This is a genomic window from Helicobacter enhydrae (assembly GCF_001693335.1).
Lineage (GTDB): Bacteria > Campylobacterota > Campylobacteria > Campylobacterales > Helicobacteraceae > Helicobacter_G > Helicobacter_G enhydrae.
Map to the genome: position 1 here is coordinate 386,639 of NZ_CP016503.1, position 23,786 is coordinate 410,424.

Here is a 23,786-nt window from a genome sequence, read left to right on the forward strand (position 1 = left end):
TCCAAATCTTATTAGACCATCTAGGAGAACACAATGAAAATACTCGTTATACAAGGACCAAACCTCAATATTTTGGGACATCGCGACCCAAGAATCTATGGCAATGTGACCTTGGAACAAATCCACAAAAATATGCAAGATATGGCAGCACAAAACCAAGTGGAGCTCGAATTTTTCCAAAGCAATTTTGAGGGTGAGATTATCGACAAGATTCAAGAATGCGTTGGTGGAGAATACAGCGGACTCATCATCAATCCTGCGGCTTATGCACACACTTCAGTTGCGATTGCTGATGCGATCGCATCGTGTGGGATTCCTTGTGTTGAAGTGCATTTGAGCAATATTTTTGCACGCGAAGACTTCCGCAACAAAAGCTATACAGCGGCAGTGAGTGCAGGTATCATCAGTGGCTTTGGTGCATTTGGCTACCACCTTGCACTCATTTCTCTGTTTCAAATCATCAATGAGATCAAAGCCATCTCAGAAGCACAGCAAAAAAACTCCTAAGTCTTCCCTTCGCGGAAGCCCACAATGAGAGCCTGTATCCAAACCCCTTTGTTTCCAAAAGTTTTCACCACACGCAAACGCTTCAAAAACCAAATTTTGCTAGGCATAGGTGGCAATGTCGGCGATTGTCTCAAGCGATTCAAACACTTCATCCTCTATCTCCAAAACAACCCATTGGTGCAAGTTTTATCCACTTCTATTATTTACAAAAATCCACCTTTTGGCTATGCACATCAAGCAGATTTTTATAATTTCACTTTGCAAATCAGCACCAACCAAAGCCTCATAGACTGCTTTCAGATGATTTTTTATTGGGAAAGACGCTTTGGACGCGCAAGAAAAAGAGTATTTCCAAACGCTCCTCGCACTTTAGATATTGACCTTTTATACTTTAATCAAGTAAAATTACACAGACCTTATTTGCAAATCCCACACAAAGAGTGGCAAAATCGCGAATCAGTTTTGATTCCATTGAGTTTTCATACTTTAGTTTAAGAGAGGAAAAAATGAAGCTTTATACCTACACTGGCGAAACTCCTTCAGAAGCTTTGAGAAAAGCTCAAAGTTGCCACGGACCTGATCCAATCATTATGCACACAAAAGAATTACGCAAAAAATCTCTTGGACAAAAAGGACTCTATGAAGTCGTCATCGCAGTGGAAGAGGCAGAGGAGCAAGAGCAAAAACAAGAGCCACAAAACAGCATCAAAAAACGGCTAGATGAGATGGCTCAACGCAACTTCAATAAGAAAAAACAAGACAAAATCACTCTCAATGAAGCACAAACCCAACAGATCCAAAACACAATGGATCAAATCTCCACGCTCAAACAACACACCTACCCCACGACCCCACCACAACAAATCAACCAAAGCGACCTCAAAGCAATCAAAAAAGAAATCGAAAGCATAGATGATCGTTTGAAACTCATACAGAGTATGTTTTGGGAAGAACGCAAACCCACAGAACAAGGGAGCAAAATCCCACAAGAGTTTGCAGAGATTTACAACATCGCCAAAAATAGCGGGATTGACAAAGAAAAACTTGATGCCATTATGGATCTTAGCCTTGAGCTAATGCCTTTGCAAATGCGTTCCAACTCCGTGACAATCAAACGATACTTCAGAGAAGTGTTACGCAAAATGATCACCTGTCGCAATGAAAACCTAGAACTCACTCAAAAAAACATCATTATGTTTGTAGGTCCCACAGGCGTGGGCAAAACCACCACTCTTGCCAAACTTGCCGCAAGATACTCTCTGATGCTTGCCAAACGCTACAAAGTCGGAATCATCGCCCTAGATACATACAAAATCGCTGCGATGGAACAACTCAACACCTATGCAAGAATGATGAAACTTGCAATCGAACGCGTGGATGATTCTGCCGAGCTTGTGAGTGCGATTGAGCGATTGCATTATTGCGATTTTATTTTGATCGACACAGCAGGGCACTCGCAATACGACAAACAAAAACTTGAGAATCTCAAAAGCTATGTGGATAATGGATACAAAATCGATGTGAGCCTTGTCCTATCAGCTAGCACCAAATACGAAGATCTCAAAGACATTTATCAATCTTTTAGCACGATTGAAATTGATAGCATTATTTTCAGCAAACTCGATGAAAGCAGAACTTTTGGCAATGTGTTTTCTTTGATTTGCGATACCAAAAAACCTGTTAGTTATTTTTCAATCGGGCAAAGCGTCCCCAATGATTTGTTGGTCGCAAACAATGAATTTTTGGTCGATTGCCTACTTGAAGGATTTAGCAAACCACAAAAGGATAGCTTATGAAGCACCAAGCCACAGATTTATACAAACTCGTAGCCAACCAAAACAATGGCAACAAAAAAACAGAAATTATCGCCATCACAAGTGGCAAAGGAGGCGTAGGGAAATCAAACATCAGTGCCAACCTCGCCTACACTCTCTCCAAGTTTGGCTACAAAACTGCAGTTTTTGATGCAGATATTGGATTGGCTAATCTAGACTTGATTTTTGGCGTCAAAGTCCATAAAAACATCCTACATGTCCTCAAAGGCGAAGCCGAGCTAAAAGATATTGTCATCCCTGTAGAAAACGGGCTATATCTCATTCCCGGAGATAGTGGCGATGAAGTCTTTTCTTATATCAATGAGCATTCTGTCAATAAACTCATCTCAAAAGGCTCTTTTCTAGAGGATATTGATTTTCTCATCATTGACACTGGTGCAGGGATTGGCGGGATCACCCAAAAGTTTTTGGATGCAAGTGATATGCTTCTTGTCGTCACTATGCCCGATCCAAGTGCCATCACAGACGCTTATGCCACGATCAAAATCAACGCCAAAGAAAGAGAGCAAATCTTTATGATTCTCAATATGGTCAAATCCAAAAAAGAAGCCGAAAATGTGTTTTTCAAAATGAAACAAATCGCTCAAAAAAATATGCCCTCACTCAAACTAGAAATGCTTGGATACATTCAAGCCTCCACTTCCGTTTCCTCTGCCACGAGAGGACGCACATTGTTTGCCAAAGTCGATCCTAGTGATTATGCCTCAATGCAGGTGAGCGACATTGCAAAACTGATTTTGCAAAAAAAGGAACGCAAAGTGCTTAACAATGAACAAAGTGGCTTTGGTGGTTTTTTCCAAAGATTGCTCAAATACCTATAAATAAGGAACACTATGAGATCAGACAATTTTATTTCTCTTGCGATTGTTGGAGGTTTCTTTCTCGGTCTCATCTTTGGATTCATCGCATTTGATGATGGTGGATTGGTGGTTCTCTCGACGATAATCATCACTTCTATTTTTTATCTCATTGCCGTTTTGAGCACCTCTGCTTTTTATTGGTTTGTGGATTTTGAAACACAAAAATTCAGCAAAAAACGATTGGAGCACAATCTAGAATACTACATCGAGCAATTCCAACACAGAGAAAAAGAGCTTGAGCATATTCTAGACTACATCAAAAAAATCGATTTGCAAGAAATCTCTGACAATAAGAAACCATAATGAAAACGCACAATGGCTACACACAAAATCTAAAATACTCTCAAGATGAACTTGCACTGCAATACTTCCCCGCAGTCAAAGCGATGGCATATCGCCTCAAAGAGAGGTTGCCAAGCTCTGTGGATTTTGCCGATCTCATCTCTATTGGCACAGAAGAGCTCATCAAAGTGGCAAGGCGTTATGATAGCAATATCAATGATTCTTTTTGGGGATTTGCCAAAATACGCGTCAATGGAGCAATGCTAGACTATCTACGCAATCTTGATGTCCTCTCACGCTCCTCACGCAGATTGGTCAAAGCGATAGATTATGAAATCACCAAATATCTCAATGAGCACGATTGTGAGCCTGATGATGCCTATCTCGCCCAAGCCCTCAACGAAGATGTCAAAAAAATCAAAGAAGCGCGTATCGCTTCAGACATCTACGCACTCATCCCCATTGATGAGCAATACACTGCCCTAGAAGAAGAAAACACAGAAATGCGTATCGAGCAAGAAGAACTCATCGAAAAGATTCATCAAATCTTGCAAAGTTTTTCAGAGAGAGAGCAAATGGTGATTCAGCTTTATTATTTCGAAGAGCTCAACTTAAGCGAAATCGCACAAATACTCAACATCACAGAATCACGCATTTCCCAAATCAACAAAGAGGTCATCAAAAAAATCCGATCCTCGCTAGGAGACATCAATGGCTGATATTCTAAGTCAAGAAGAAATTGATGCACTATTGCAAGTCGTTGATAACGATGACACGGAGGGAGAAGTTGTCGCCAAAAGTCGTCACAACGATGTCGTGCTTTATGATTTCAAACGCCCCAATCGCGTCAGCAAAGAGCAGCTAAGAGCCTTCCGCGGTATCCACGACAAACTTGCTAGGAGCCTTTCATCTCAGATCTCTGCGGCAATGCGTTCTATCGTAGAAATCAGCCTTTATAGTGTGGATCAGATGACTTATGGGGAATTTTTGATGAGTTTGCCCAACCCCACGAGTTTCAATGTGTTCTCTATGCGTCCTCTTGATGGCACAGGAGTGCTAGAAATCAATCCTAGCATTGCATTCCCTATGATCGATCGTTTGCTAGGGGGCAAAGGAGAGCCTTACACAAACGATAGAGAGTTTAGTGGCATTGAGCTCAATCTCCTTGATTCTATTCTCTATCAGATTATGCAAAATCTAAGAGAGGCTTGGGCACCCGTTACAGAGTTTTATCCCGTGATTGACACCAAAGAGACAAGCCCATCAGTCGTGCAAATCGTCGCACAAAACGAGATTGTGATTATGGTTGTGATGGAGATTGTGATCGGCAATTCTCGCGGAATGATGAATCTATGCTATCCTGTCATCTCACTAGAGGCGATCCTCTCAAGGCTTGGCAGTCGCGATCTGATGCTCAATGGCACCAATGCCAAAAAAAGTCGCAATAGAGAACTACAAGCACTCCTAGGAGGCTCTGGCGTGATTGTCAGTGTGGGCTTGGGCAACACCTCTTTGAGTCTGCAAAAGGTGCTAGAGCTCAAAGAGGGGGACATCATCCGTCTAGACTGCCCCGCAAATGATGAAGTCATCGTAAGTATCGATGGCAGGGAAAAATACATCGCCGAAATTGGATTGCAAAGGTATCGCAAAAGTATCCGTATCAAACAAGCGATTCGCACCGAAAAAGATGAAGTCAAAGAAATGTTAGAACTTCTTGAAGAACAGCGTAAAATTCAAGCAGTAAAATCTAGCGAAGAAGATTAGGAGGACCCAATATGCTAGCAGAGACTTTCAAAGCTCTTACCGCACTTTTTGTTCAAGAAAGCACCGCCACTCTTGAAGGACTTCTAGGGATCAAGCCTGAAATGTCCTACAAAGATGTCGTGCTATTGGAAAACTCCAATATGGAGTTTCCCTACATTCTCATCTCCGGCAAATGCCGATCTGAGGGAATGCAAGACGCAGATATTGCGATGATTTTCCCAGCCCCTCTTGCCACAGCCCTATCTTCTTTGATGTTGGGTGGAGACGGAGAATCTACCGAAGAAATCACCCCTGATGATGTCGATGCGATCAAAGAGATTTCCAACAATATCTTAGGAGCAGTTTCTACAGCCCTCACAGCAGACAAAACGCTCCCATCAATGAGCTTTGAAATCTTGGATGCCCAAATCATTACACAAGGACAAGATCTCTCTCAATACATCCGTGCATGGCACTATGACATCCAAATCAACAATATCCAATCCTACATCATCAATCTTGCTTCAGTGGAGTTTGTCGATCATTTCAACCGACTTTTTGGAGAATCCCAACCCGCCCAACAGGCACAAGAAGACAGCTCCCACACAAGTCAAGTAACCCTTGAGGAACTCAAAAACATCTCAATGCTTCTAGACATCAAACTCTCTTTGCATGTGCGTATCGGACAGAAACGGATGCTCCTCAAAGATGTGATCGCGATGGATATAGGAAGCGTGGTCGAGCTCAACCAACTCGCCAACGAATCACTAGAAGTCCTTGTCGATGACAAGCCTATCGCTAGAGGTGAGGTGGTCATCGTCGATGGCAACTTCGGAGTGCAGATCACAGAGATTGGCACACGCAAAGAACGACTAGAACAAATCAAGGTGCGATAATGAAAAGTTTATGCGATATTTTACTCACCCTCCAAGAGTTTTGGAAATCTCAAGGCTGCCTTGTCTTGCAACCCTATGACATTCCCGCAGGTGCAGGGACTTTCCACCCTGCGACTTTGCTCAGAAGTCTAGATTCTACCCCTTGGAGCGTCGCCTATGTCGCCCCCAGTCGCCGTCCCACCGACGGACGCTATGGAGAAAATCCAAACAGACTCGGGACTTATTATCAGTTTCAAGTCCTGATCAAGCCCTCACCTAGCAACATCCAAGAGCTATATCTGCAATCCCTTCAGGCATTGGGTATTGACAGATCCAAGCACGACATTCGTTTCGTCGAAGATAACTGGGAGTCTCCGACTCTCGGAGCGTGGGGGCTTGGGTGGGAAGTATGGCTTGATGGTATGGAAGTCACACAATTCACCTACTTCCAACAAGTCGGTGGTATCCCCTGCACCCCAACAGCAGTAGAGATCACCTATGGAGTCGAACGCCTTGCGATGTATATACAAGGCGTGGATAATATCTTTGACATCCAATATGCCAATGATTCTTCTATCGTGCTTTACAAAGATGTGCATTTACAAGCAGAATATGAATTTTCAAAATACAATTTTGAAATCGCCAACATCTCTACGCTTTTTGCAATGTTTGAAAACGCCCAATCAGAAGCCAAACGCGCGATTGAAGCACAGCTCCCGCTCCCTGCCTACGACTACACGATGCTCTCTAGCCACTTTTTCAATGTCCTTGATGCACGCAAAGCCATCTCTGTCGCACAAAGACAAAACTACATCCTCAAAATCCGCGAACTCTCCAAAGCCTGTGCCACGCTCTACAAAGAACAAGAGGCAGAGAGAAACGCAAGGATACAAAAATCCCACTAATTTTGTGTATAATTACGACTTCGGAGTATGGCGCAGCCTGATTAGCGCGCACCCTTGGGGTGGGTGAGGTCGTGGGTTTGAATCCCGCTACTCCGACCATTCTCTCAACTCACACTTCCTGCTTTGGATTTTAAGCTTGTTTTTATCTTAATTCTTTAAGATTTCTTATATAATTCACTTGATTTAAGGTATTCTAAAAATCGCTAGATTTCGCAGTTAAAGGAGACATTTACATGCAAAAGGTAATCAAGACAACTAAAAATATAGTGGGGGGGGGGTATGATGAAATCTTACAAGCCCCTCATCGCCACTTCGTTGGCATTGGCACTTAGTGCAAGTGTGGCAAGCGCAGCCACAGATTGTAATGGCAACACAAGTGCGATCTGCTATAGTTTCAACAATGGGCAATTTTTCAGACCAATAACTCAAGTGCAAATCAGTGCAGGAGCTTCGTCTCCGACATTCAACCAACTGCAAGATAGCAGTGGCACAGCCTTGCAAGATCTTACATTGCAGTTCCAGCACTCTCTTACCACAAGTGCAGATTTCGCATCATCCACATTCACTCTAAAAGGTTTGAACACTCAAATCAAGCTTACCAACAAAGATAAGGGGCTTCAGCTACTCAAAAGCGATAATACCAATGGCACCCTCACGATTGATTTTGGAAAAGCCCCAAAAGGAGATTTTGAACAAAACCTTTCTCGCAAAGCTATTCTTAATTTTGAAGGCGTAACAAATGACACTTCAAATACAGCCCTTAAGGGCAATATCAAAGTTTTAGCCAATAACTATAAAAATGGTGGTGACAGCGTAGAAGCCACTTTCAAAGGGGATATGGTAGGTGATATCAATATTGAAGGACAGCTTGTTACAGACCCTGAGCAAGTATATACACGAATTAAAACAAATTTCACTTTTGAAAATGGAGCAAGTCTTAAGGGTAATTTGACAACAAGGATAGCACAAGGAGGACAAAACTTCATTTTTAAAGATGGTGGAAATATTGAGGGAAATATTGAATCGTATGGAAGCTTTTTTATTAATGGCGTAGGCTGGGGCGATTGGGATGGCTCTGACACCAATGTCAATATCACTTTTAAACAACACGGCAACACAACTAATGTCATCAAAGCCAAAGCAAGTGCCAATACAAAGCGTATTTATGCTTGGGCTGGAATCAGAGAACACGGAAAGGGCAGGAATAATGCTCACAATCGAATCCTTTTTGAAGGCAATGGGCAAATCGGAGAAAGTGAAAGTAATCGTATGGATATCACTGTAGCCTCATCAGGTTTTTCCAATACAGAAGCCCACAATTTGATTCAATTCAAAGGCAGTGCCACTCTGTATCTAGACAATCTAAAAACAGAAGATTGGGTGTCTGGTGATCGCCTCAATGTTATTAGTCTTGATGCTAAATCAAATGGCACACTTAAAATCAATACAATCGAATCAAAAGGCGATCATAATGCAGGGCGTAACTACATCGGAAAGGGGCTTTTAAAATTTGCAAATGGTAATAATGGTGAAGCAAAAGACTTGGTGCTAGACATTGATGAAACCTTACTCAAAAGCTCGGAGTATAATAAAATCTCCACTTATACAAAAGAGCGTAGAGCCAAAGGCGAGCTCACAGTCAATCAAATTAGGGTTACTGATAATTTCAAAGAAAGAGGGGGAACAAATGGAATCTTTGTGCAGAATTTAACTGTTCAAAGTGGCATTCTATCACGTCGCTCAAACGGTTATTATAATGACACCTATCATCGTAATATCATTTCTACTGAAATGTTAAATGCCGATAGAATCTATTCCCAATATAAAGGGGAAAATGTTGTTTTTGTAGATAGCCTAACAATTAGTAATGGAATTTTCTCTGCTGATGATGGAATTAATAATATTTTTATCAGCAAAGCTAGCAATACAATCGGAGCAAATGGGATTGCAGAAAATGGCACAACAGCCACACCTGGCAACAATATTTACTCTATCGTTACTTACAGTGGTGGAAACAATATCATCAATCTTGAAAACAACGGCACTACGCTTACTTTACAAAAAGAAGTAAGACAGACTTGGCAAGGTTGGCAAACCACATTCAATCTCAATGGGGACAACAACAACATCGAGGTGAAAGGTGGCAGTGATGCAAGCATTGGCATTAGTAATGTTGGAATCGATGTTGGAGGAGGGAGCACCAACGCAAGACCCGGAATGACTTTCAACTTCAATGGAAACAATGGAGTGCTTGATGTCAAAAACAATAGTGATGAAAGCGGAAAGGGGAATATCGTTGTAGGACACGACAAAGGGGATAAAAATGCCAAACTCACCTTTAATTTTAAAGGCAACAACACAACGATTAAAGGCAATATCACTACTCAAGGTGGAGGAAATATAAACGAGAAAAACACTACAACTTTTAATATCACTAATGGCAACAATGTGGAAGTGCAAGGCACTATCAAGAATCAAAAATCCAATCATACCACTGATACAAGAACGCCAACTGATTCTGCTCAAACCATTTTCAACTTCCAATCCCCAACATCAGGTAATGGAGCGATAACCACCCTAGCACTCAAAAACAACATTGAGAACACTTCAGGGAATATAGAGTTCAATTTCAATGCAGGGGATTCAAGAGTGAGTGTAGTAAGTGGCGAAACTTCCAAAATCACCACCACAGCTCAAGGAGCCACCACAACTTTCAATCTTGCCAATGGTGCCAATGCAACCATAGAACAAGCGATTGAAACTACTGCAGGAAGCACAAACATTGCTTTTAACGGCAATTCCACCCTCACGCTAAAAGGACAAACCAACCAAATCACTAAGCTTACTGCCAACGCCACAGAATCCACTCTCAATCTTACAAATGGGACTGCTACTATCACAACCACAGAGATTGGAAATGGAAGCACACTGAGTTTTCAATCTCCAAATGAAAAAATCAAAACAGACACCCTCAAACTCAGCACTGGTGCCAAATCAGGCAAAATCAATCTCTCAAGCAATGCTCAAACTAATCTAGGGACAACCCACAACTTCAACCTCCTAGAGATTGGAAAAACAAACCAAGCAGATCCACAAAGTGTAGGACTCTCTTCAAGCAACCTCACCTTTGTTGTCTCTGTGGATACTGAAGCAACACAAGAAGGTAGCAAAATCGGAGGCACAAGTGTAGGAGCAAGTGGTGGCACCTACGGACACGCCTATTCTGATCGTGTTGTCATCTTAAGTGTAGGAAACAACAATCAAGGCAACACTGCTCTCAAAGAACAGATTGCCGTTGCTATCGACCCTAGCCAAACTTCAAGTATCAAATATTCAAGTGGTGGCACAGAGACAGAACACAACATTGCCGTCGCTACCATAAAAAATAGAGATAATAGCGATAATGTCAATAATGCCCTAGCCACATTCACCTCCATTGAAACAATCAATGGTGGAGAAAAGATTCAAGTCGAATTCGTCAAAGTAGCCACAAATGCAAATGGTAAAGTCAATGGGGCAACAGATAAAGGCAAAGCACAAGAGAGTGGTGACTACACCACCTACTTCCTAGGCAAAGCAATCAGTCTAGGAGTGGATAATACCACCCAACAAGCTCTCACTTCTGCTCTCTCTATCAATTATGATTTATACATTGCAAACCTCAATTCTCTTAACAAACGAATGGGAGAACTTAGAGACAATCCTTACACTCAAGGAGTATGGGCTAGAGTGTTTGGAGGACTCCAAGAATCTAACTTTGGATTGGGAGCACGCACAAGCTATGTGACTGCTCAAGGAGGATATGATTATGCACTAGAAACAGAGGGTGCCAAAAACTACATAGGACTTGCATTCTCTTATATGCACTCTAAGGGTGAGAGCAACAAAGCCACTCAAGCTAGCAATGCAATCAATGTGAGTGGTATCAATACTATCTATCTCTCCAATATCCAATCAAGTGGATATGAAATTGCTCTTTACAATTCTTATGTGAGCAATGTAGGTCTTTATAATGACACAATTGCCAAACTCAGCTATATCACTTCTGATTTTTCTTTGAGCAATAGTAGTGATCACAACAACACTGCAAACAATCTAGGATTCACTCTCTCCAATGAAGTGGGTTATCGTTTCATTCTAGGAGAACAACAAGATTATTTCATTGATCCACAATTAGAGTTAAGCTTAGGTTATCTCAATCAATCTGACTTCACCACCAAGATGAAAACTAGAAGTGGTAAAGGCAATCAACTCAAAGCACTCCAAGAGAGTGTGTTTTTGACTAGAACTAGACTAGGAGCTAGTTTTGGTAAAAAGATTGTAGAACAAGACAAAAACATCTCTCTTTATGTTGGAACATTCTATGAATATGATCTTGTCACAGGAGGATCCAACAAACTCACTACAAGCACAACAAAAGCTTACAATCCTGAGTTTGCTTCCAATGGTAGAGTGGTTTTAAATGTAGGAAGCAATCTAGAGCTTAATCAATCCACTAGAGTCTATGTGGATGTAGAGAAAAGCTTTGGAGACAAACTAAGGACACAACTCCAATTCAATCTAGGAGCTAGATATAGCTTTGGAGAGAAAACAAGTATTGAGAATATAAAAGCACAAACCACTGCTCCTTTGAGAGTAGGAAATACTCCTACAGAGGAAACAGAAAAAGATCAAATAGTTCCTACTATCTCCAACAAAGCCAAAGACACAAGAGCAAAAGCTGCTAATCAGTAGTGGGATACTAAAAGGGGGAGGGGGTGATTCAGAAGCAAAGGGGAAAGGGGGTGAATAAAAGCAAAGGGGGGCTAAAAGGGGATAAGGATCATCATTCCTTATAAGAAGTATCGAGCCTTTGGTGGGGCATTTGGTGTCAAATGTCCCTTAGAATGCTCCTACAGACAAATTGTGCTGTTGTTTTCATTTAGATTCTTTAGAATCTCCTTCCTGCCTATTGTCCGATAGGCAGGGGTGTTTTACAAAACTCAATACTTAACCCCCAACGCCAAACAAAACCATAAACACAAAGCCTCATTATTTCATACAATCACGGCAAACTGCCTCCCAAACTAACCTTGTAGAACCAAAAAGGATTCTGAAATTACCAAAAGTGCGGTTTCACAAAACGCTGTCCGCTGTCTCTCTTTTTAATTTTTGCTTTTGCCAAAGCACGCTTCTTGGCTTCCAAATCCCACTTTGTTTTTTCTATAAGGGGGACAAGGGGGTTTATTGCGAGGCACCCCCTTATCCCCCTTAAAATCCCCCAAACCCCTGCCCGCTTTTTGTGTGACAACCCAACGATAGAGTGCAATATGTTTGTTTTATTGTGTTTGGTGGTTTTTTGATTTGAATCTTGATTCTAGATTCTTGTTTTTGTTTAGATTCTTTAAATTCTTAGAATCTTTAGAATCTTTGTGAAAGCATTTTTGATTCTTAGATTTTTACTTTTGATTTGAATCTTGAATCTTGGTTTTCTTTCTGATTATTTGATTTGGTTTTTGTTTCTTGGAATCTTTAGTATCTCTTTACAATCTTTTAAAACCCTAAAAAATACAAAACCCTCACTATTTCAATATAAGCACAAACAACTGCTTCCCAAACCAACCTTGTAGAACCAAATAAGGATTCCAAGTCAATGTAATCTTGAACGAGCCTTGCTAATGCAATGCTGGGGTTATGGGGGTTGTTAAGGGGGATAAGGGGAACGCTTGCTATAAGTTCCCCTTGCCCCCCTTAAGAGAGATCCTAGGGGATTCTAGAATTGTATAAAGGGTGGTTTATCCAAGGCAACTTGAAAAGAAAGAGAATCTAAACCAAGCTTGAAAAACTAGAAAATGTGCTTTTGCAAAACCAATCCCAAAAATAAAACCCCATTAGATTCTAGAATCACCTCAAATCTCATTTGTGCAAAACACCATTTACTAGTCATTTTTTGCGATTGGATTCTTGTGTTGAAATTGGCTTGAGAGGCTCTATACTCTTTGGTGATTCTTTGATTGCTGAATCCTGGTTTGAGTGAAGCACAGATTTAGAGAATTCTTGATTTGTTTTCTAGTTTTTGAGATTGGTTTTGCCAAAGCACACTTCTTAATCATCAAATCCCACTTTGCTTTTTTCTATAAGGGGGACAAGGGGGTTTATTGCGAGGCACCCCCCTTATCCCCCTTAAAATCCCCCAAACCCCTGCCCGCTTTTTGTGTGACAACCCAACGATAGAGTGCAATATTTGAGTTTGATTCTTGTTTGGTGGTTTTTTGATTTGATTTTAGATTTATTGATTTGAATCTTGAATCTTAGAATCTTTGTGAAAGCATTTTTGATTCTTTGGATTCTTAGATTTTTAGAATCTATTTACAATCTTTTAAAAAATCACAAAATATATAAACCCTCGATATTTCAATATAAGCATAAACAACTGCTGACCAAACCAACCTTGTAGAACCCAAAAAGATTCCAAGTCAATGTAATCTTGAACGAGCCTTGCTAATGCAATGCTGGGGTTATGGGGGTTGTTAAGGGGGATAAGGGGAACGATTGCTATAAGTTCCCCTTGACCCCCTTAAGAGAGATCCTAGGGGATTCTAGAATTGTATAAAGGGTGCTTTGCTCAAGCCAACTTGAAAAGAAACTCCAAACCAAGCTTGAAAAACTAGAAAATGTGCTTTTCCGGTAGAGATTTTGTGAAACACATTCATTCATCAATCTTTAGCACGCTCAAAAACGCTTCTTGAGGAAGCTCTACCTTGCCAATCGCTTTCATGCGTTTCTTGCCCTCTTTTTGCTTCTCAAGCAATTTGCGTTTCCTTGTAATGTCCCCGCCATAGCATTTTGCTGTCACATTTTTACCCATAGATTTCACGGTTTCTCTTGCGATGATTTTGTTCCCCACACTCGCCTGTATCGCGACTTCAAAAAGTTGGCGTGGGATTAGCTCTTTCATCGCCTCAACCAATGCCCTACCCTTTTGATAAGATTTGGAGCGATCTACGATGATTGAGAGGGCATCGACCACATCTCCAGCCACACGCACATCAAGCTTGACCAAATCCCCCTCACGGTATTCAATCATCTCATAATCAAAACTCGCATAGCCCTTTGTGCTTGATTTGAGCTTGTCATAAAAATCCATCACGATTTCATTGCTTGGCAAAGCATACACAAGCATCACACGGCTCTGATTGATGTATTCCATTTTTTCCTGCACCCCTCGACGCTGATTGAGCAACCCAATGACATTGCCCAAATACTCTGAAGGCGTGATGATAGAGGCTCTGACATAGGGCTCCAAAATCTTGGCGATGGTTTGCTCTGGGGGCAATTGGCTAGGGTTTTGGACATTGACTATGTTTCCATTGGTTAAATGCACTTCATAAACCACCGTGGGAGCAGTCGCGATCAACTCCAAATCAAACTCACGCTCAAGACGCTCTTTAACCACCTCCATATGCAGAAGCCCCAAAAACCCTACACGAAACCCAAAGCCCAAAGCAACGGAAGTCTCAGGCTCAAAATCAAGTGCTGAATCATTGAGCTTGAGTTTGTTGAGTGCCTCTCTGAGTTCCTCGAAACGATCTGTTTGGATTGGATAGATTCCAGCAAACACGAAAGGTTTGGCAGGGACAAACCCATCTACAGGGTTAGCTGTAGGATTGCCCTCATCTGTCATCGTATCCCCCACTGCGATATCTGTCAAGCTTTTCAATCCCAAAGAGACGATGCCTATCTCGCCACACTCAAGCTTATTGGTTTTGCGTTGATTGATTGGGTGTGGATACATCAAGCCCAAAACCTCGTGAGTTTTGCCCGTGTGCATCATTGTGATTTTTTGCCCAATTGAGATACTTCCATCAATCACCCTCACCAAAGACAAAGCCCCCAAATAATTATCAAACCAAGAATCATAGATCAGTGCTTTGGTCGGTGCATCGGGGTTGCCACTAGGTGCGGGGATTTTTTCGATGATTGCTTCTAGCAATGCTTGGATTCCTATCCCGCTTTTGGCACTCACTTCTAATGCTTCAGAGCAATCAAGGGCGATGGTGTTTTCAATATCTTCTTTTGCTTTTGCGACATCAGAAGCGGGCAGATCAATCTTATTGAGCACCGGCAAAATCTCTAGATGATTATCAAGTGCGATATAGACATTTGCGATAGTTTGGGCTTCAACTCCTTGCGTGCTATCCACCACAAGCAAAGCCCCCTCACAACTACTCAAGCTACGACTCACCTCATAGCTAAAATCCACATGCCCCGGAGTGTCAATAAGATTGAGAATATAGGTTTTGCCTTGATAGACATACTCAAGACGCACAGATTGGGCTTTGATGGTGATCCCTCGCTCCTTTTCGATTTCCATCGTATCCATCACTTGTGCTCTCATCTCACGCTCACTGATCCCACCGCATTCTTGTATCAAACGATCTGCAAGTGTGCTTTTGCCGTGATCAATATGTGCAATGATTGAAAAATTACGAATATTTTGCATCCACGATCCTATCAGAAAAAATAATGGTGATTTTACAATAAGTTTAACCCCCAAAGCCCCACCCCCTAGAAGAAAGACTATCAATTCTTGATCAAAATGGTTTTGACTCCACCTTGAGTATAGACCAACACGCGTTTATCGCGATTTTTGAATTGCTTGAGTGCTTTGTAGTAGCTCTCAAGATTGGTGATTGTGATGTTTTCAATCTGTGCGATAATGTCTCCCGCACGCAATCCTGCCTCATAGGCTTTGCTTTCATCTTTGAGAGAACTCACCAACACTCCCTGAATCTCAAGAGGCAAACGATTTTGCTGACGCATTTTGGGAGTGATTTCTTGCACCTCTACCCCATCAATCCCCGCTTGATTGCCTCCTTGTTTTTTGCCATTTTTGCCTGTATTTTTCTGCTCTGACAAAACAAGAGAGATTGTTTTTTCTTTTTTGTCACGCATATAGGTGAGAGTGATTTTTTCATTTGGAGCAAGTGAGCCGATGAGATTGCGTAGCTCTGCGGAGTTTTTGATCGGACGCCCATTAACCGCTGTGATGAGATCCCAAACCATCAATCCTGCTTTTTTGGCTGGAGAGTTTTCATCAAGACTGATCACCACTGCACCATCTTTGTCCCCATAAGTATCACGCAAATCCGCACTAACATCCTGAATCCCAACGCCCAAATACCCACGACGGATACTCCCCTGCTCGATGAGTTGCTTGACGATTTTTTTTACCATTTCAGAAGGTATGGCAAACCCAATCCCTTGATTCCCGCCACTTCTTGAAATGATGGCAGTGTTGATTCCAATCAATGCCCCACGACTATCCACCAAAGCCCCACCTGAATTCCCCGGATTGATTGAAGCGTCAGTTTGGATGAAGTTTTCATAATCATTGATTCCGATTCCGTTTTTGTTGAGTGCGGAGATGATCCCTTGTGTGACGGTTTCCCCTACTCCAAATGGATTGCCGATCGCAAAAACCATATCTCCGATCTTGAGCAACGAGCTATCAGCGAAATGGATAAATGGGAGATTGTTTTGCTCGATCTTGATCACTGCCAAATCGCTACGAGAATCAGTCCCAATCACTTTTGCTTTGTATTCTTTGTTGCTCCCGGGCAGAGAAACCATCACTTTGTCTGCACCATCAATCACATGGTTGTTGGTGACGATATAACCATCTTGAGAAACAATCACACCACTTCCCAAAGAACGCTCAATCTTTTCGCGTGGAACTTGGTTATACATATCTCCAAAAAATTGCTGGAAAAATGGGTCATTGAAAAATGGGTGCTCACTCATTTGATTTTTGATTTTCTTTTGTGTTGAAATATTGACAACGACTTTTGTCGCCTTTTCAATCGCGTGGTTAAAAGAATAAATCTTAGTATCTGACACATTTGGAGCGACTCTCTCCTGTATCTTTGGCATTTCTGCCACTTCAAAACCAGAAAGCAAACCAGCACTCAAAACAAACGATAACATCAAGTGTTTTTTCACTCAAACTCCTTTAAGATTAAAATAAACTCGTAGCTTATTCTCATTGTGTAAATGCCTTGAGAACAAATCACAACAAACCTATCGCTTCTTTGACTTTTTTGTAAGTCTTTTGAGCGATGGGCAAAACACGCTCCCTACCCTTCTGAAGTGTGCTATCAAGATAGGATCGGTCCTCTCTGATACGCCTATATTCCTGTGCGATAGGACTCAAAGTCTCAATCACAGATTCTGCTACTTTTTCTTTGAGTATCCCATATCCCTTGCCACTCAACTCATTTTCGATTGTTTCACGGCTTTTGCCACTGAGAAGCTCATAAATGCACAATAGGTTATACACTCCCTTGCGTCGAGGATCAAAGGCGATCAATGCTTCTGTGTCTGTGACTGCTTTTTTGATTTTTTTGGCAATCACATCAGCACTATCAAGCAAAAAGATTGCGTGATTTTCATTTTGAGAGGACTTGCTCATCTTGGCTTCTGGATTATCAAGCCCCATAATCCTTGCACCCGTCTCGGCAATCAAAGGCTCTGGCACCACAAATGTATCCCCAAAATCTCGATTGAACTTTTCTGCCACATTTCTAGTCAGCTCCAAATGTTGCTTCTGATCCTCTCCTACTGGCACCAACTCTGTCTGATAGAGCAAAATATCACTTGCCATCAATGCAGGGTAATTGAACAAGCCGACATTGATGTTTTTGGGTTGTTTTTTTTGCTTGTCCTTGTATTGTGTCATCCTCTCCATCTCGCCCATTGGGATATGGCAATCCAAAATCCAACTCATCGCTTGATGTTCATCGATCTCGCTTTGCACAAAAAGGCTAGATTTGTCAGATGAGATTCCACAAGCTAGGAGCATCGCCACCATATCATAAGTTTGCTCTACCAAAAGTTTGGGCTCTTGATAGGTTGTAATCGCGTGAGAATTCACCACGCAGAAAATACTCTCATATTCTTTTTGCATACGCACCCAATTTTGCACAGCACCTAGATAATTCCCCAATGTCATTGTCCCTGTGGGCTGAATCCCTGAAAACACTCTTTTCATTTTGTCTCCTTATTTTTAGACTTGCCGACAAAAATCACAGCTTCATACTCAAGACTGCCTTGAAACTGCAACATTTTTTTGGCTTGATTATAACCAAGAACGCCTCCACCCATCACACCGCTTCTGCGTAAATGCGTCATAATTTCTCGAGAATCTTGCATTTGCAATTCTATGCATTTGATTCTCATATATCCATCAAAATACCGCTCCAAAAGCTCCATCACTCTATGGGTGGATAACAAAGGCGAAAAAGTGCCAAGAAAACGATGCAAACTTCCAAAGGTGCGATCAGTGATGATACATAGCCCTACATTTTGTGTCTGCAAAGATATACGCTCCAAAGTCATTGACAGATCCCTCGCCCATTGCAATGCCGAGCTAGAGCAAACCAAATCATAGTCCCCCCCCCTTTGCAAAAACACATCAAAATCTTGGCAAAAGACTTGAGTGTTATGCGTTTTGGGGTAGAGATGGAGCATCTTGGAGGAAATATCACACGCTTCAAACTCTTGATAAGCAATCCCTTCTTGATTGAAAATCGCTTGCAACTCTCCACTACCAGACCCCAAATCTGCCACCCTATCAAACCCTCTACCGAGCCTCTCTGCTATCTCTAGGACAAGTGTCTGTGCAAAAACCCTCTGAGCCAACGCACAAGATACATAACTCTCAGCCTGCTGATCAAAAGAAAAATAACGCATTCACTTCCCTAAGCAAAAATCTCCAAACATCTTATCAAGCAAATCTTCTGTTTTGTAAGGCTTTGTGATATGTCCAAGGTGTGCAATCGCCTCTTTGAGATTATAAGAAAAAAACTCTAGCATTCCTGCTTCAAGCTCCTTTTGGGCTTCTTGCAAGGATTTCAAAGTCATTTTGACACTTTGGATTTGAGAAGCATTTGAAAGCACGATGCCCTCATTGTCTTGTGTCTGCACCAAACCCTTGAGATGTTCCATCAAAGGAGCGATTTGGGATTCTTTGGCACTGAGAGAAATGCTCAAAAACGGCAATGTGTCTGGCTTGATTTTTGGTGGCAAATCTGCCTTATTGAGCACAAGCACAATCTCTTTGTCTTTGTGTGTTTGCAACAAAGCCAAAATCTCCTCATCATCCGAATCCAAAGGCTTTGAGGCATCAAACACCGCAAGCACAATCTCGCTTTTGGCAATCATCGCACAACTGCGTTCAATGCCAATTTTTTCGATCTCATCTTGGCTTTGGCGTATCCCTGCAGTATCCACGATACACAGCTCCACGCCACCAATATTGACCCTCTCTTCAATCGTATCCCTTGTAGTCCCAGCAACATTGCTAATAATCGCACGATCACACGCCAAAATCGCATTGAGCAGAGAGCTTTTGCCAACATTTGGTTTGCCTATGATACTCAAAGTCAAGCCATCAAAGATTTGAGTGCGTCTTGCCGAAGTTTCCAAAATCTCTTCTAGAATCTTTTGCAATGTTAGGATTTTTTTTTGCATTGAGGAGAGTAAATCTTGAGGCAAATCCTCATCTGCATAATCAATCATCACTTCACTGTATGCCAAAACCTCTAGAAGTTTATCCCTTGATTCATTGACAAAAAGGCTGAGATCTCCACGCAACTGCTTTGCCAAAATTTTTTGCGCTTGGACACTTTTGGCACTAATCATTTGAGAAATCGCCTGAGCTTGAGAGAGATCAATCCGTCCGTTCAAAAACGCTCGTTGCGTAAATTCACCATTGCGCGCCAAAGTCGCCCCACACTCTAGTGTCAGCTCTAAGATTCTGTGTGCAATCACTGCACCGCCGTGGCACTGGATCTCACACACCTCTTCACGCGTATAGCTCAATGGAGCTTTGAAATAAATCACTATCGCCTCATCAAGCAATTCATCGCCATCATAGATGTGGCACAGAGTTGCATAACGCGGTTGAAACTTTTGTTTGCGTGTGATGTTGCAAACAATCTCCAAAGCGTGGGGACCGCTTAGTCGCACCACAGCCACTGCTCCACGCCCTAGAGCAGTAGAAATCGCAACGATTGTTGAGCTATTTGCCTTTGAAGTCATTGATAACGATGATACTTTCGTTTTCAGAGAGCGGTTTGGATACGATGTAGCGATGAGGGATAGCCGCACGGAATCTTTTCAATGCCAAATACACAGAGACTTGATCAAAGGGCTTGGTTTGAAAAGTCCCCCTAGAGCTCATACGATCAAAATTTTCTTCCAAATATTCTTCAATCTTTTTTTCTTTGTTTTTCAGAAAATCTGCAATCTCCAAACGTAGATTCAAATCATATTCTTTTTTGAGCCAAATGGAGAGAATATGATAAATCGCACTATAGCGATAGCCTTTTTCACCTATCAGCAATCCACAATCATTGCCAACAAACTCAAGATTGACACTTTGCTGATGACCGATCTGGACTTTGATATCCCCTATCTCATAAGGAAGCAAGGCAAATAGATTGAGCACTTGCCTTCGGATGTCTTCTTCGATTTCGCCATCTGGTTGTTTGAAAAAGTTCTGTTCAATTCCATCGCATTTTTCAAAGGCACGATTTTTCTCTCTAATATGTTTCTCCACCTTCTGATCTTTGGGTTGTTGTTGGTTTCTCACCTCTGTGGGCTGGATGTCTTTTTTGCGAGCCACTATCACAGCATCACGACGCCCTATGCCCAAAAACCCACTACTTGGCTCTGAGACAATCTCATACTCTATCTCTGCCACAGAACACTCAAAAACTACACTTGCCTTTTGTAACGCTTCTTGTAAAGTTGTTGCACTGATTTTTTTCATTTGACTTTTCCTGATTTTTGTTTTTCTACGATGCGATTAATGATCATCTGTTGAATGATCGAAAGAATGTTATTCACACTCCAATACAACACCAAACCTGCGGGGAATGGGAAGATAATAAAAAAGAACATAAAAAACACAGGCAAAAGCTTGAATACTTTTTCCTGCATTGGGTCTGTGAAGGTGGTTGGGGTCATTATCTGAGAAATATACATCGTAACGCCCATAAACACTGGCAACACATAATAAGGATCAATCGCAGACAAATCATGTATCCACCCAATCCATGGGGCACTTTTGAGCTCCACCGCACAATACAAAACCTTGTAAATTGCAAAAAACACAGGGATTTGCAAAAGCAATGGCAGACAACCGCCCAAAGGATTGGCACCATTTTTGCGATAAAGTGCCATCATTTGGGCTTGGAGCTTTTGTGGATCATCTTTGTATTTTGTTTGCAATTCTTTCATCTGTGGAGCGATTTCTTTGAGCTTCTGCATCCCCATCATACCTTTGTAACTCAATGGGAACAACACCAATCTCACAATAATTGTCAAAAGCACGATTGCCCAACCCCAATTTCCACAAACCCCATACAATAGCTCAAGTAGAGAAAACAAAGGCTTGGCAAAAAATGTAATCATCCCATATTCTACGACATCGCCCAAAGGCTTATAGATTGCTTTGAGTGCATCGTAATTTTTGGGTCCAATATATCCACCAATGTTTGCAGTGTCTTGGATTCGCACAAAAGCGATCGGACTACTAGATGCTATCTTGCCATCAACGATGACTTCAAACCCCTCTTTGGAATACAAAAGTGTCGTGAAATAGCGATCGACACTAGAGGCAAAAACAGCGTGCTTGAGTGTCATCTCCTCATTTGCCAAATCCCCATCTGCGAGTTTTTCCAAACTCCCACCTTCTTTTTGCACAATCGTCCCCAAAAAAGCATATTGATCCGAATCAGCGATCGGACGACTTCCATTGGTGAGGAAATACACACTATTGGAACCCTCCAAAGAAGTTGTGATCTCAAAACTCATATTTGGTTTGATTGTCAGATGTTTCCTCAACACCACTTCTCCGATTTTTTGCTCCAACACAAAGCTAACAGGCTGATCATCAAGGATAATCTCCTTTTGTGCCGTGCTATAACGCACCTCAAAAGCTTTTTGATTGAGCGTAACATCAGCGAAACGCACCTCCAAAGGGCGTATCCCATCTTCTTGCAACAAAGGCAAAGCCTTGAGCTCTTCTTGTTTATCTTGGACGCCAAAAAGCTTAGCCAACAGGCTTTCTTGTTTTGGGGTGATGAATTTTTTGTTTTTCAAAAACACTTGTTTGATTCTACCTAACGTATCAAACTCGATATCAAAGTCTTTTGCTTTCACTACAAGCAACAAATCATTTTGTGGGCTAGTGCTAGCTTGGGTCACTTTGGAAGCAGTGCTAGGAGCGTTATGCGTTGCCACTTGTGCGACATTTTCCTTGGGTTGTATGGGTTGTTGAGGGAAAAAATAAGTATAAAGACTCAAAGCACCAATAGTGACAACAAGCGCGACAAGCATCCTAGTCATCGAAAAAGATTGGTCCTCATAGGGGGGTGGTATATGTTTCATTATCTATCCTTGATTTGTGATGATATAAGCTTGAAATTCTATCTTGTGATAAAACAAATTGAAAGTATAGCTATTATTCTTAGGAATCACCCAAAATGTGATAGAAATTGGCAAAAAAACCATCTCCTCACGCTTCAGGCAAACCCAAACGCACGGATAATCATATCCTCCTTTGAACATTTGGTTACAACGGCAAAGACGCCAAAAAATCAAAGGCAAAGCATACCAAAGGGGTGCAAAACGCAAAATCACCATCGCATAAGTAGAGCAAGTTGGATGATAGCGACAAGTTGGCGGGAATAATGGAGAGATGTAACGGCGATACAATCTAAGCAAAGCCATCAAAAAGGCTTTGGGAAATCGGATTCTATACACTCTTTCTTCTTTTGTTGAGCATTTTCCAAATCTCTTCTTCCAAAGCACTATAAGTGCAATCCAAAATCCCATCCCTTGCCACAAAAAGCAAAATATGAGATTGCAAATCTTTTTGATGATTGCGACAAAAGGCACGCAAACGCCTCTTGATCTTGTTGCGTTGAGGGGCATTGCCGTTTTTTTTGGACACACTCAAGCCTATCAAATAATCCTCTCTGACTGCAGAAAACAAGGATAGGGCTTTTCTCTCTTTGTAAGTAAAAACTTTGTTCTCGGTCTTGAAATGCGGAATGTCGATTGTGTAAAGACTCAAAATCTTACAATGCTGTCTAAAACCATACTTATAGACAAAGTCAAATTCTGCTTTGCTTTTAAGCGTCACCATTTTAGACTGATAGACGCTTTCTGCCTTTCGCACGGCGTGCATTGATCACTTTGCGACCATTTTTTGTTTTCATTCTCACTCTAAATCCGTGAGTTCTCTTGCGTGGAGTGTTGTGTGGTTGATAAGTTCTTTTCATTTTAAACCTTTCTTTGTAGAAAATTGCAAAGTTGCAATTATGCCTTTGTTTTTCTTATTTTTCTCTTTTATTTTTGCTTTTCTTGCACCAAAATATAGACATTGTTGATTTTGTATTTTTGCAACATCTGCATCACTTGCACAAAAACATCAAATTGACTTTTTTTATCGCCTTTCAAAATGATATGCGTTTTTTTGTCCATTGATTCAAGACGCACCCCCAAAGTTTTGAGTCCCACACGCTCCTCACCTACAAAAATCTCTCCTTTTTTGTCAATAGCAATCACGACTTCTTTTTCTTCATTCTTTTTTTGCCCCACGCCATCCTCTTGAGATTTTGGAATATCAATAGGCACTTTGGAAGTTTGGATAAAACTCGCAGAAGTTAGCACGATCACAAGCAAAACAAGCATAATGTCAATAAAAGGAACTAGATTCATAGAATCCAT

21 protein-coding genes and 1 tRNA gene are annotated in these 23,786 nt (G+C 41.5%); 11 read left to right on the forward strand and 11 right to left on the reverse strand.

All coding sequences use genetic code 11. The features are described from left to right. Positions 1-33 precede the first annotated feature (33 nt). From aroQ to BBW65_RS01820, 11 genes are all read left to right on the forward strand, one after another. Entirely contained in the window at positions 34-507 is a 474-nt protein-coding gene (gene aroQ, locus BBW65_RS01770) for a type II 3-dehydroquinate dehydratase (RefSeq protein WP_066338892.1), read from the forward strand. Between the two features lie 24 nt (positions 508-531). Beyond that, positions 532-1,002, forward strand: a complete 471-nt coding sequence (folK, locus tag BBW65_RS01775) for a 2-amino-4-hydroxy-6-hydroxymethyldihydropteridine diphosphokinase (protein WP_066338893.1) — start codon at positions 532-534, stop codon at positions 1,000-1,002. Between the two features lie 11 nt (positions 1,003-1,013). Beyond that, the gene (flhF, locus tag BBW65_RS01780; protein ID WP_066338894.1) at positions 1,014-2,303 is read left to right on the forward strand and encodes a flagellar biosynthesis protein FlhF; all 1,290 of its coding nucleotides are present in this window, start codon (positions 1,014-1,016) and stop codon (positions 2,301-2,303) included. Beyond that, on the forward strand, positions 2,300-3,163 hold the full coding sequence (locus BBW65_RS01785) for a MinD/ParA family protein (protein WP_066338896.1): 864 nt from the start codon (positions 2,300-2,302) through the stop codon (positions 3,161-3,163). The genes flhF and BBW65_RS01785 overlap by 4 nt, the downstream gene beginning before the upstream one ends. Positions 3,164-3,175: 12 nt before the next feature. Further along, positions 3,176-3,505 (forward strand): hypothetical protein, encoded by a 330-nt coding sequence (locus BBW65_RS01790; protein WP_066338898.1) that lies wholly within the window; start codon positions 3,176-3,178, stop codon positions 3,503-3,505. Next, positions 3,505-4,203: an RNA polymerase sigma factor FliA gene (locus BBW65_RS01795; RefSeq protein ID WP_066338905.1), complete on the forward strand. Its 699-nt coding sequence runs from the start codon at positions 3,505-3,507 to the stop codon at positions 4,201-4,203. Before BBW65_RS01790 ends, BBW65_RS01795 begins: the two co-directional genes overlap by 1 nt. Next, a complete protein-coding gene (fliM, locus tag BBW65_RS01800) occupies positions 4,196-5,248 on the forward strand; it encodes a flagellar motor switch protein FliM (protein WP_066338907.1) in 1,053 nt (350 codons plus the stop codon). Before BBW65_RS01795 ends, fliM begins: the two co-directional genes overlap by 8 nt. Before the next feature lie 11 nt (positions 5,249-5,259). Next, on the forward strand, positions 5,260-6,123 hold the full coding sequence (gene fliY, locus BBW65_RS01805; RefSeq protein WP_066338909.1) for a flagellar motor switch protein FliY: 864 nt from the start codon (positions 5,260-5,262) through the stop codon (positions 6,121-6,123). Next, positions 6,123-7,007, forward strand: coding sequence for a glycine--tRNA ligase subunit alpha (glyQ, locus tag BBW65_RS01810; protein WP_066338911.1), 885 nt, complete (start codon positions 6,123-6,125; stop codon positions 7,005-7,007). Before fliY ends, glyQ begins: the two co-directional genes overlap by 1 nt. Before the next feature lie 21 nt (positions 7,008-7,028). Then, positions 7,029-7,106 (forward strand) — tRNA-Pro (locus BBW65_RS01815). A gap of 180 nt (positions 7,107-7,286) precedes the next feature. Further along, positions 7,287-11,741 (forward strand): autotransporter outer membrane beta-barrel domain-containing protein, encoded by a 4,455-nt coding sequence (locus BBW65_RS01820; protein WP_083985985.1) that lies wholly within the window; start codon positions 7,287-7,289, stop codon positions 11,739-11,741. Between the two features lie 1,954 nt (positions 11,742-13,695). Here BBW65_RS01820 and lepA read toward each other — a convergent pair. From lepA to BBW65_RS01875, 11 genes are all read right to left on the reverse strand, one after another. After that, positions 13,696-15,489 carry a translation elongation factor 4 gene (gene lepA / locus BBW65_RS01825; RefSeq protein ID WP_066338917.1) on the reverse strand — a complete coding sequence of 598 codons (1,794 nt, stop codon included), beginning with the start codon at positions 15,487-15,489 and terminating at the stop codon, positions 13,696-13,698. Between the two features lie 80 nt (positions 15,490-15,569). Then, positions 15,570-16,973 (reverse strand): Do family serine endopeptidase, encoded by a 1,404-nt coding sequence (locus BBW65_RS01830; protein ID WP_083986168.1) that lies wholly within the window; start codon positions 16,971-16,973, stop codon positions 15,570-15,572. Between the two features lie 82 nt (positions 16,974-17,055). Then, positions 17,056-18,036 carry a tryptophan--tRNA ligase gene (gene trpS / locus BBW65_RS01835; protein WP_066338926.1) on the reverse strand — a complete coding sequence of 327 codons (981 nt, stop codon included), beginning with the start codon at positions 18,034-18,036 and terminating at the stop codon, positions 17,056-17,058. After that, on the reverse strand, positions 18,033-18,737 hold the full coding sequence (locus BBW65_RS01840; RefSeq protein ID WP_066338927.1) for a methyltransferase domain-containing protein: 705 nt from the start codon (positions 18,735-18,737) through the stop codon (positions 18,033-18,035). Before BBW65_RS01840 ends, trpS begins: the two co-directional genes overlap by 4 nt. Continuing rightward, positions 18,738-20,087 (reverse strand): tRNA uridine-5-carboxymethylaminomethyl(34) synthesis GTPase MnmE, encoded by a 1,350-nt coding sequence (mnmE, locus tag BBW65_RS01845; RefSeq protein WP_066338929.1) that lies wholly within the window; start codon positions 20,085-20,087, stop codon positions 18,738-18,740. It abuts the gene before it with no gap. Then, a complete protein-coding gene (locus tag BBW65_RS01850; RefSeq protein WP_066338930.1) occupies positions 20,068-20,820 on the reverse strand; it encodes a Jag N-terminal domain-containing protein in 753 nt (250 codons plus the stop codon). Before BBW65_RS01850 ends, mnmE begins: the two co-directional genes overlap by 20 nt. Then, a complete protein-coding gene (gene yidC, locus BBW65_RS01855; RefSeq protein WP_066338933.1) occupies positions 20,817-22,442 on the reverse strand; it encodes a membrane protein insertase YidC in 1,626 nt (541 codons plus the stop codon). The genes BBW65_RS01850 and yidC overlap by 4 nt, the downstream gene beginning before the upstream one ends. A gap of 3 nt (positions 22,443-22,445) precedes the next feature. Further along, positions 22,446-22,817 (reverse strand): membrane protein insertion efficiency factor YidD, encoded by a 372-nt coding sequence (gene yidD, locus BBW65_RS01860; protein ID WP_066338935.1) that lies wholly within the window; start codon positions 22,815-22,817, stop codon positions 22,446-22,448. Beyond that, a complete protein-coding gene (gene rnpA, locus BBW65_RS01865) occupies positions 22,810-23,244 on the reverse strand; it encodes a ribonuclease P protein component (protein WP_083985989.1) in 435 nt (144 codons plus the stop codon). The genes yidD and rnpA overlap by 8 nt, the downstream gene beginning before the upstream one ends. Continuing rightward, a complete protein-coding gene (rpmH, locus tag BBW65_RS01870) occupies positions 23,204-23,338 on the reverse strand; it encodes a 50S ribosomal protein L34 (protein WP_027327788.1) in 135 nt (44 codons plus the stop codon). Before rpmH ends, rnpA begins: the two co-directional genes overlap by 41 nt. Before the next feature lie 67 nt (positions 23,339-23,405). Next, positions 23,406-23,786: an ExbD/TolR family protein gene (locus BBW65_RS01875; protein WP_233702135.1), complete on the reverse strand. Its 381-nt coding sequence runs from the start codon at positions 23,784-23,786 to the stop codon at positions 23,406-23,408.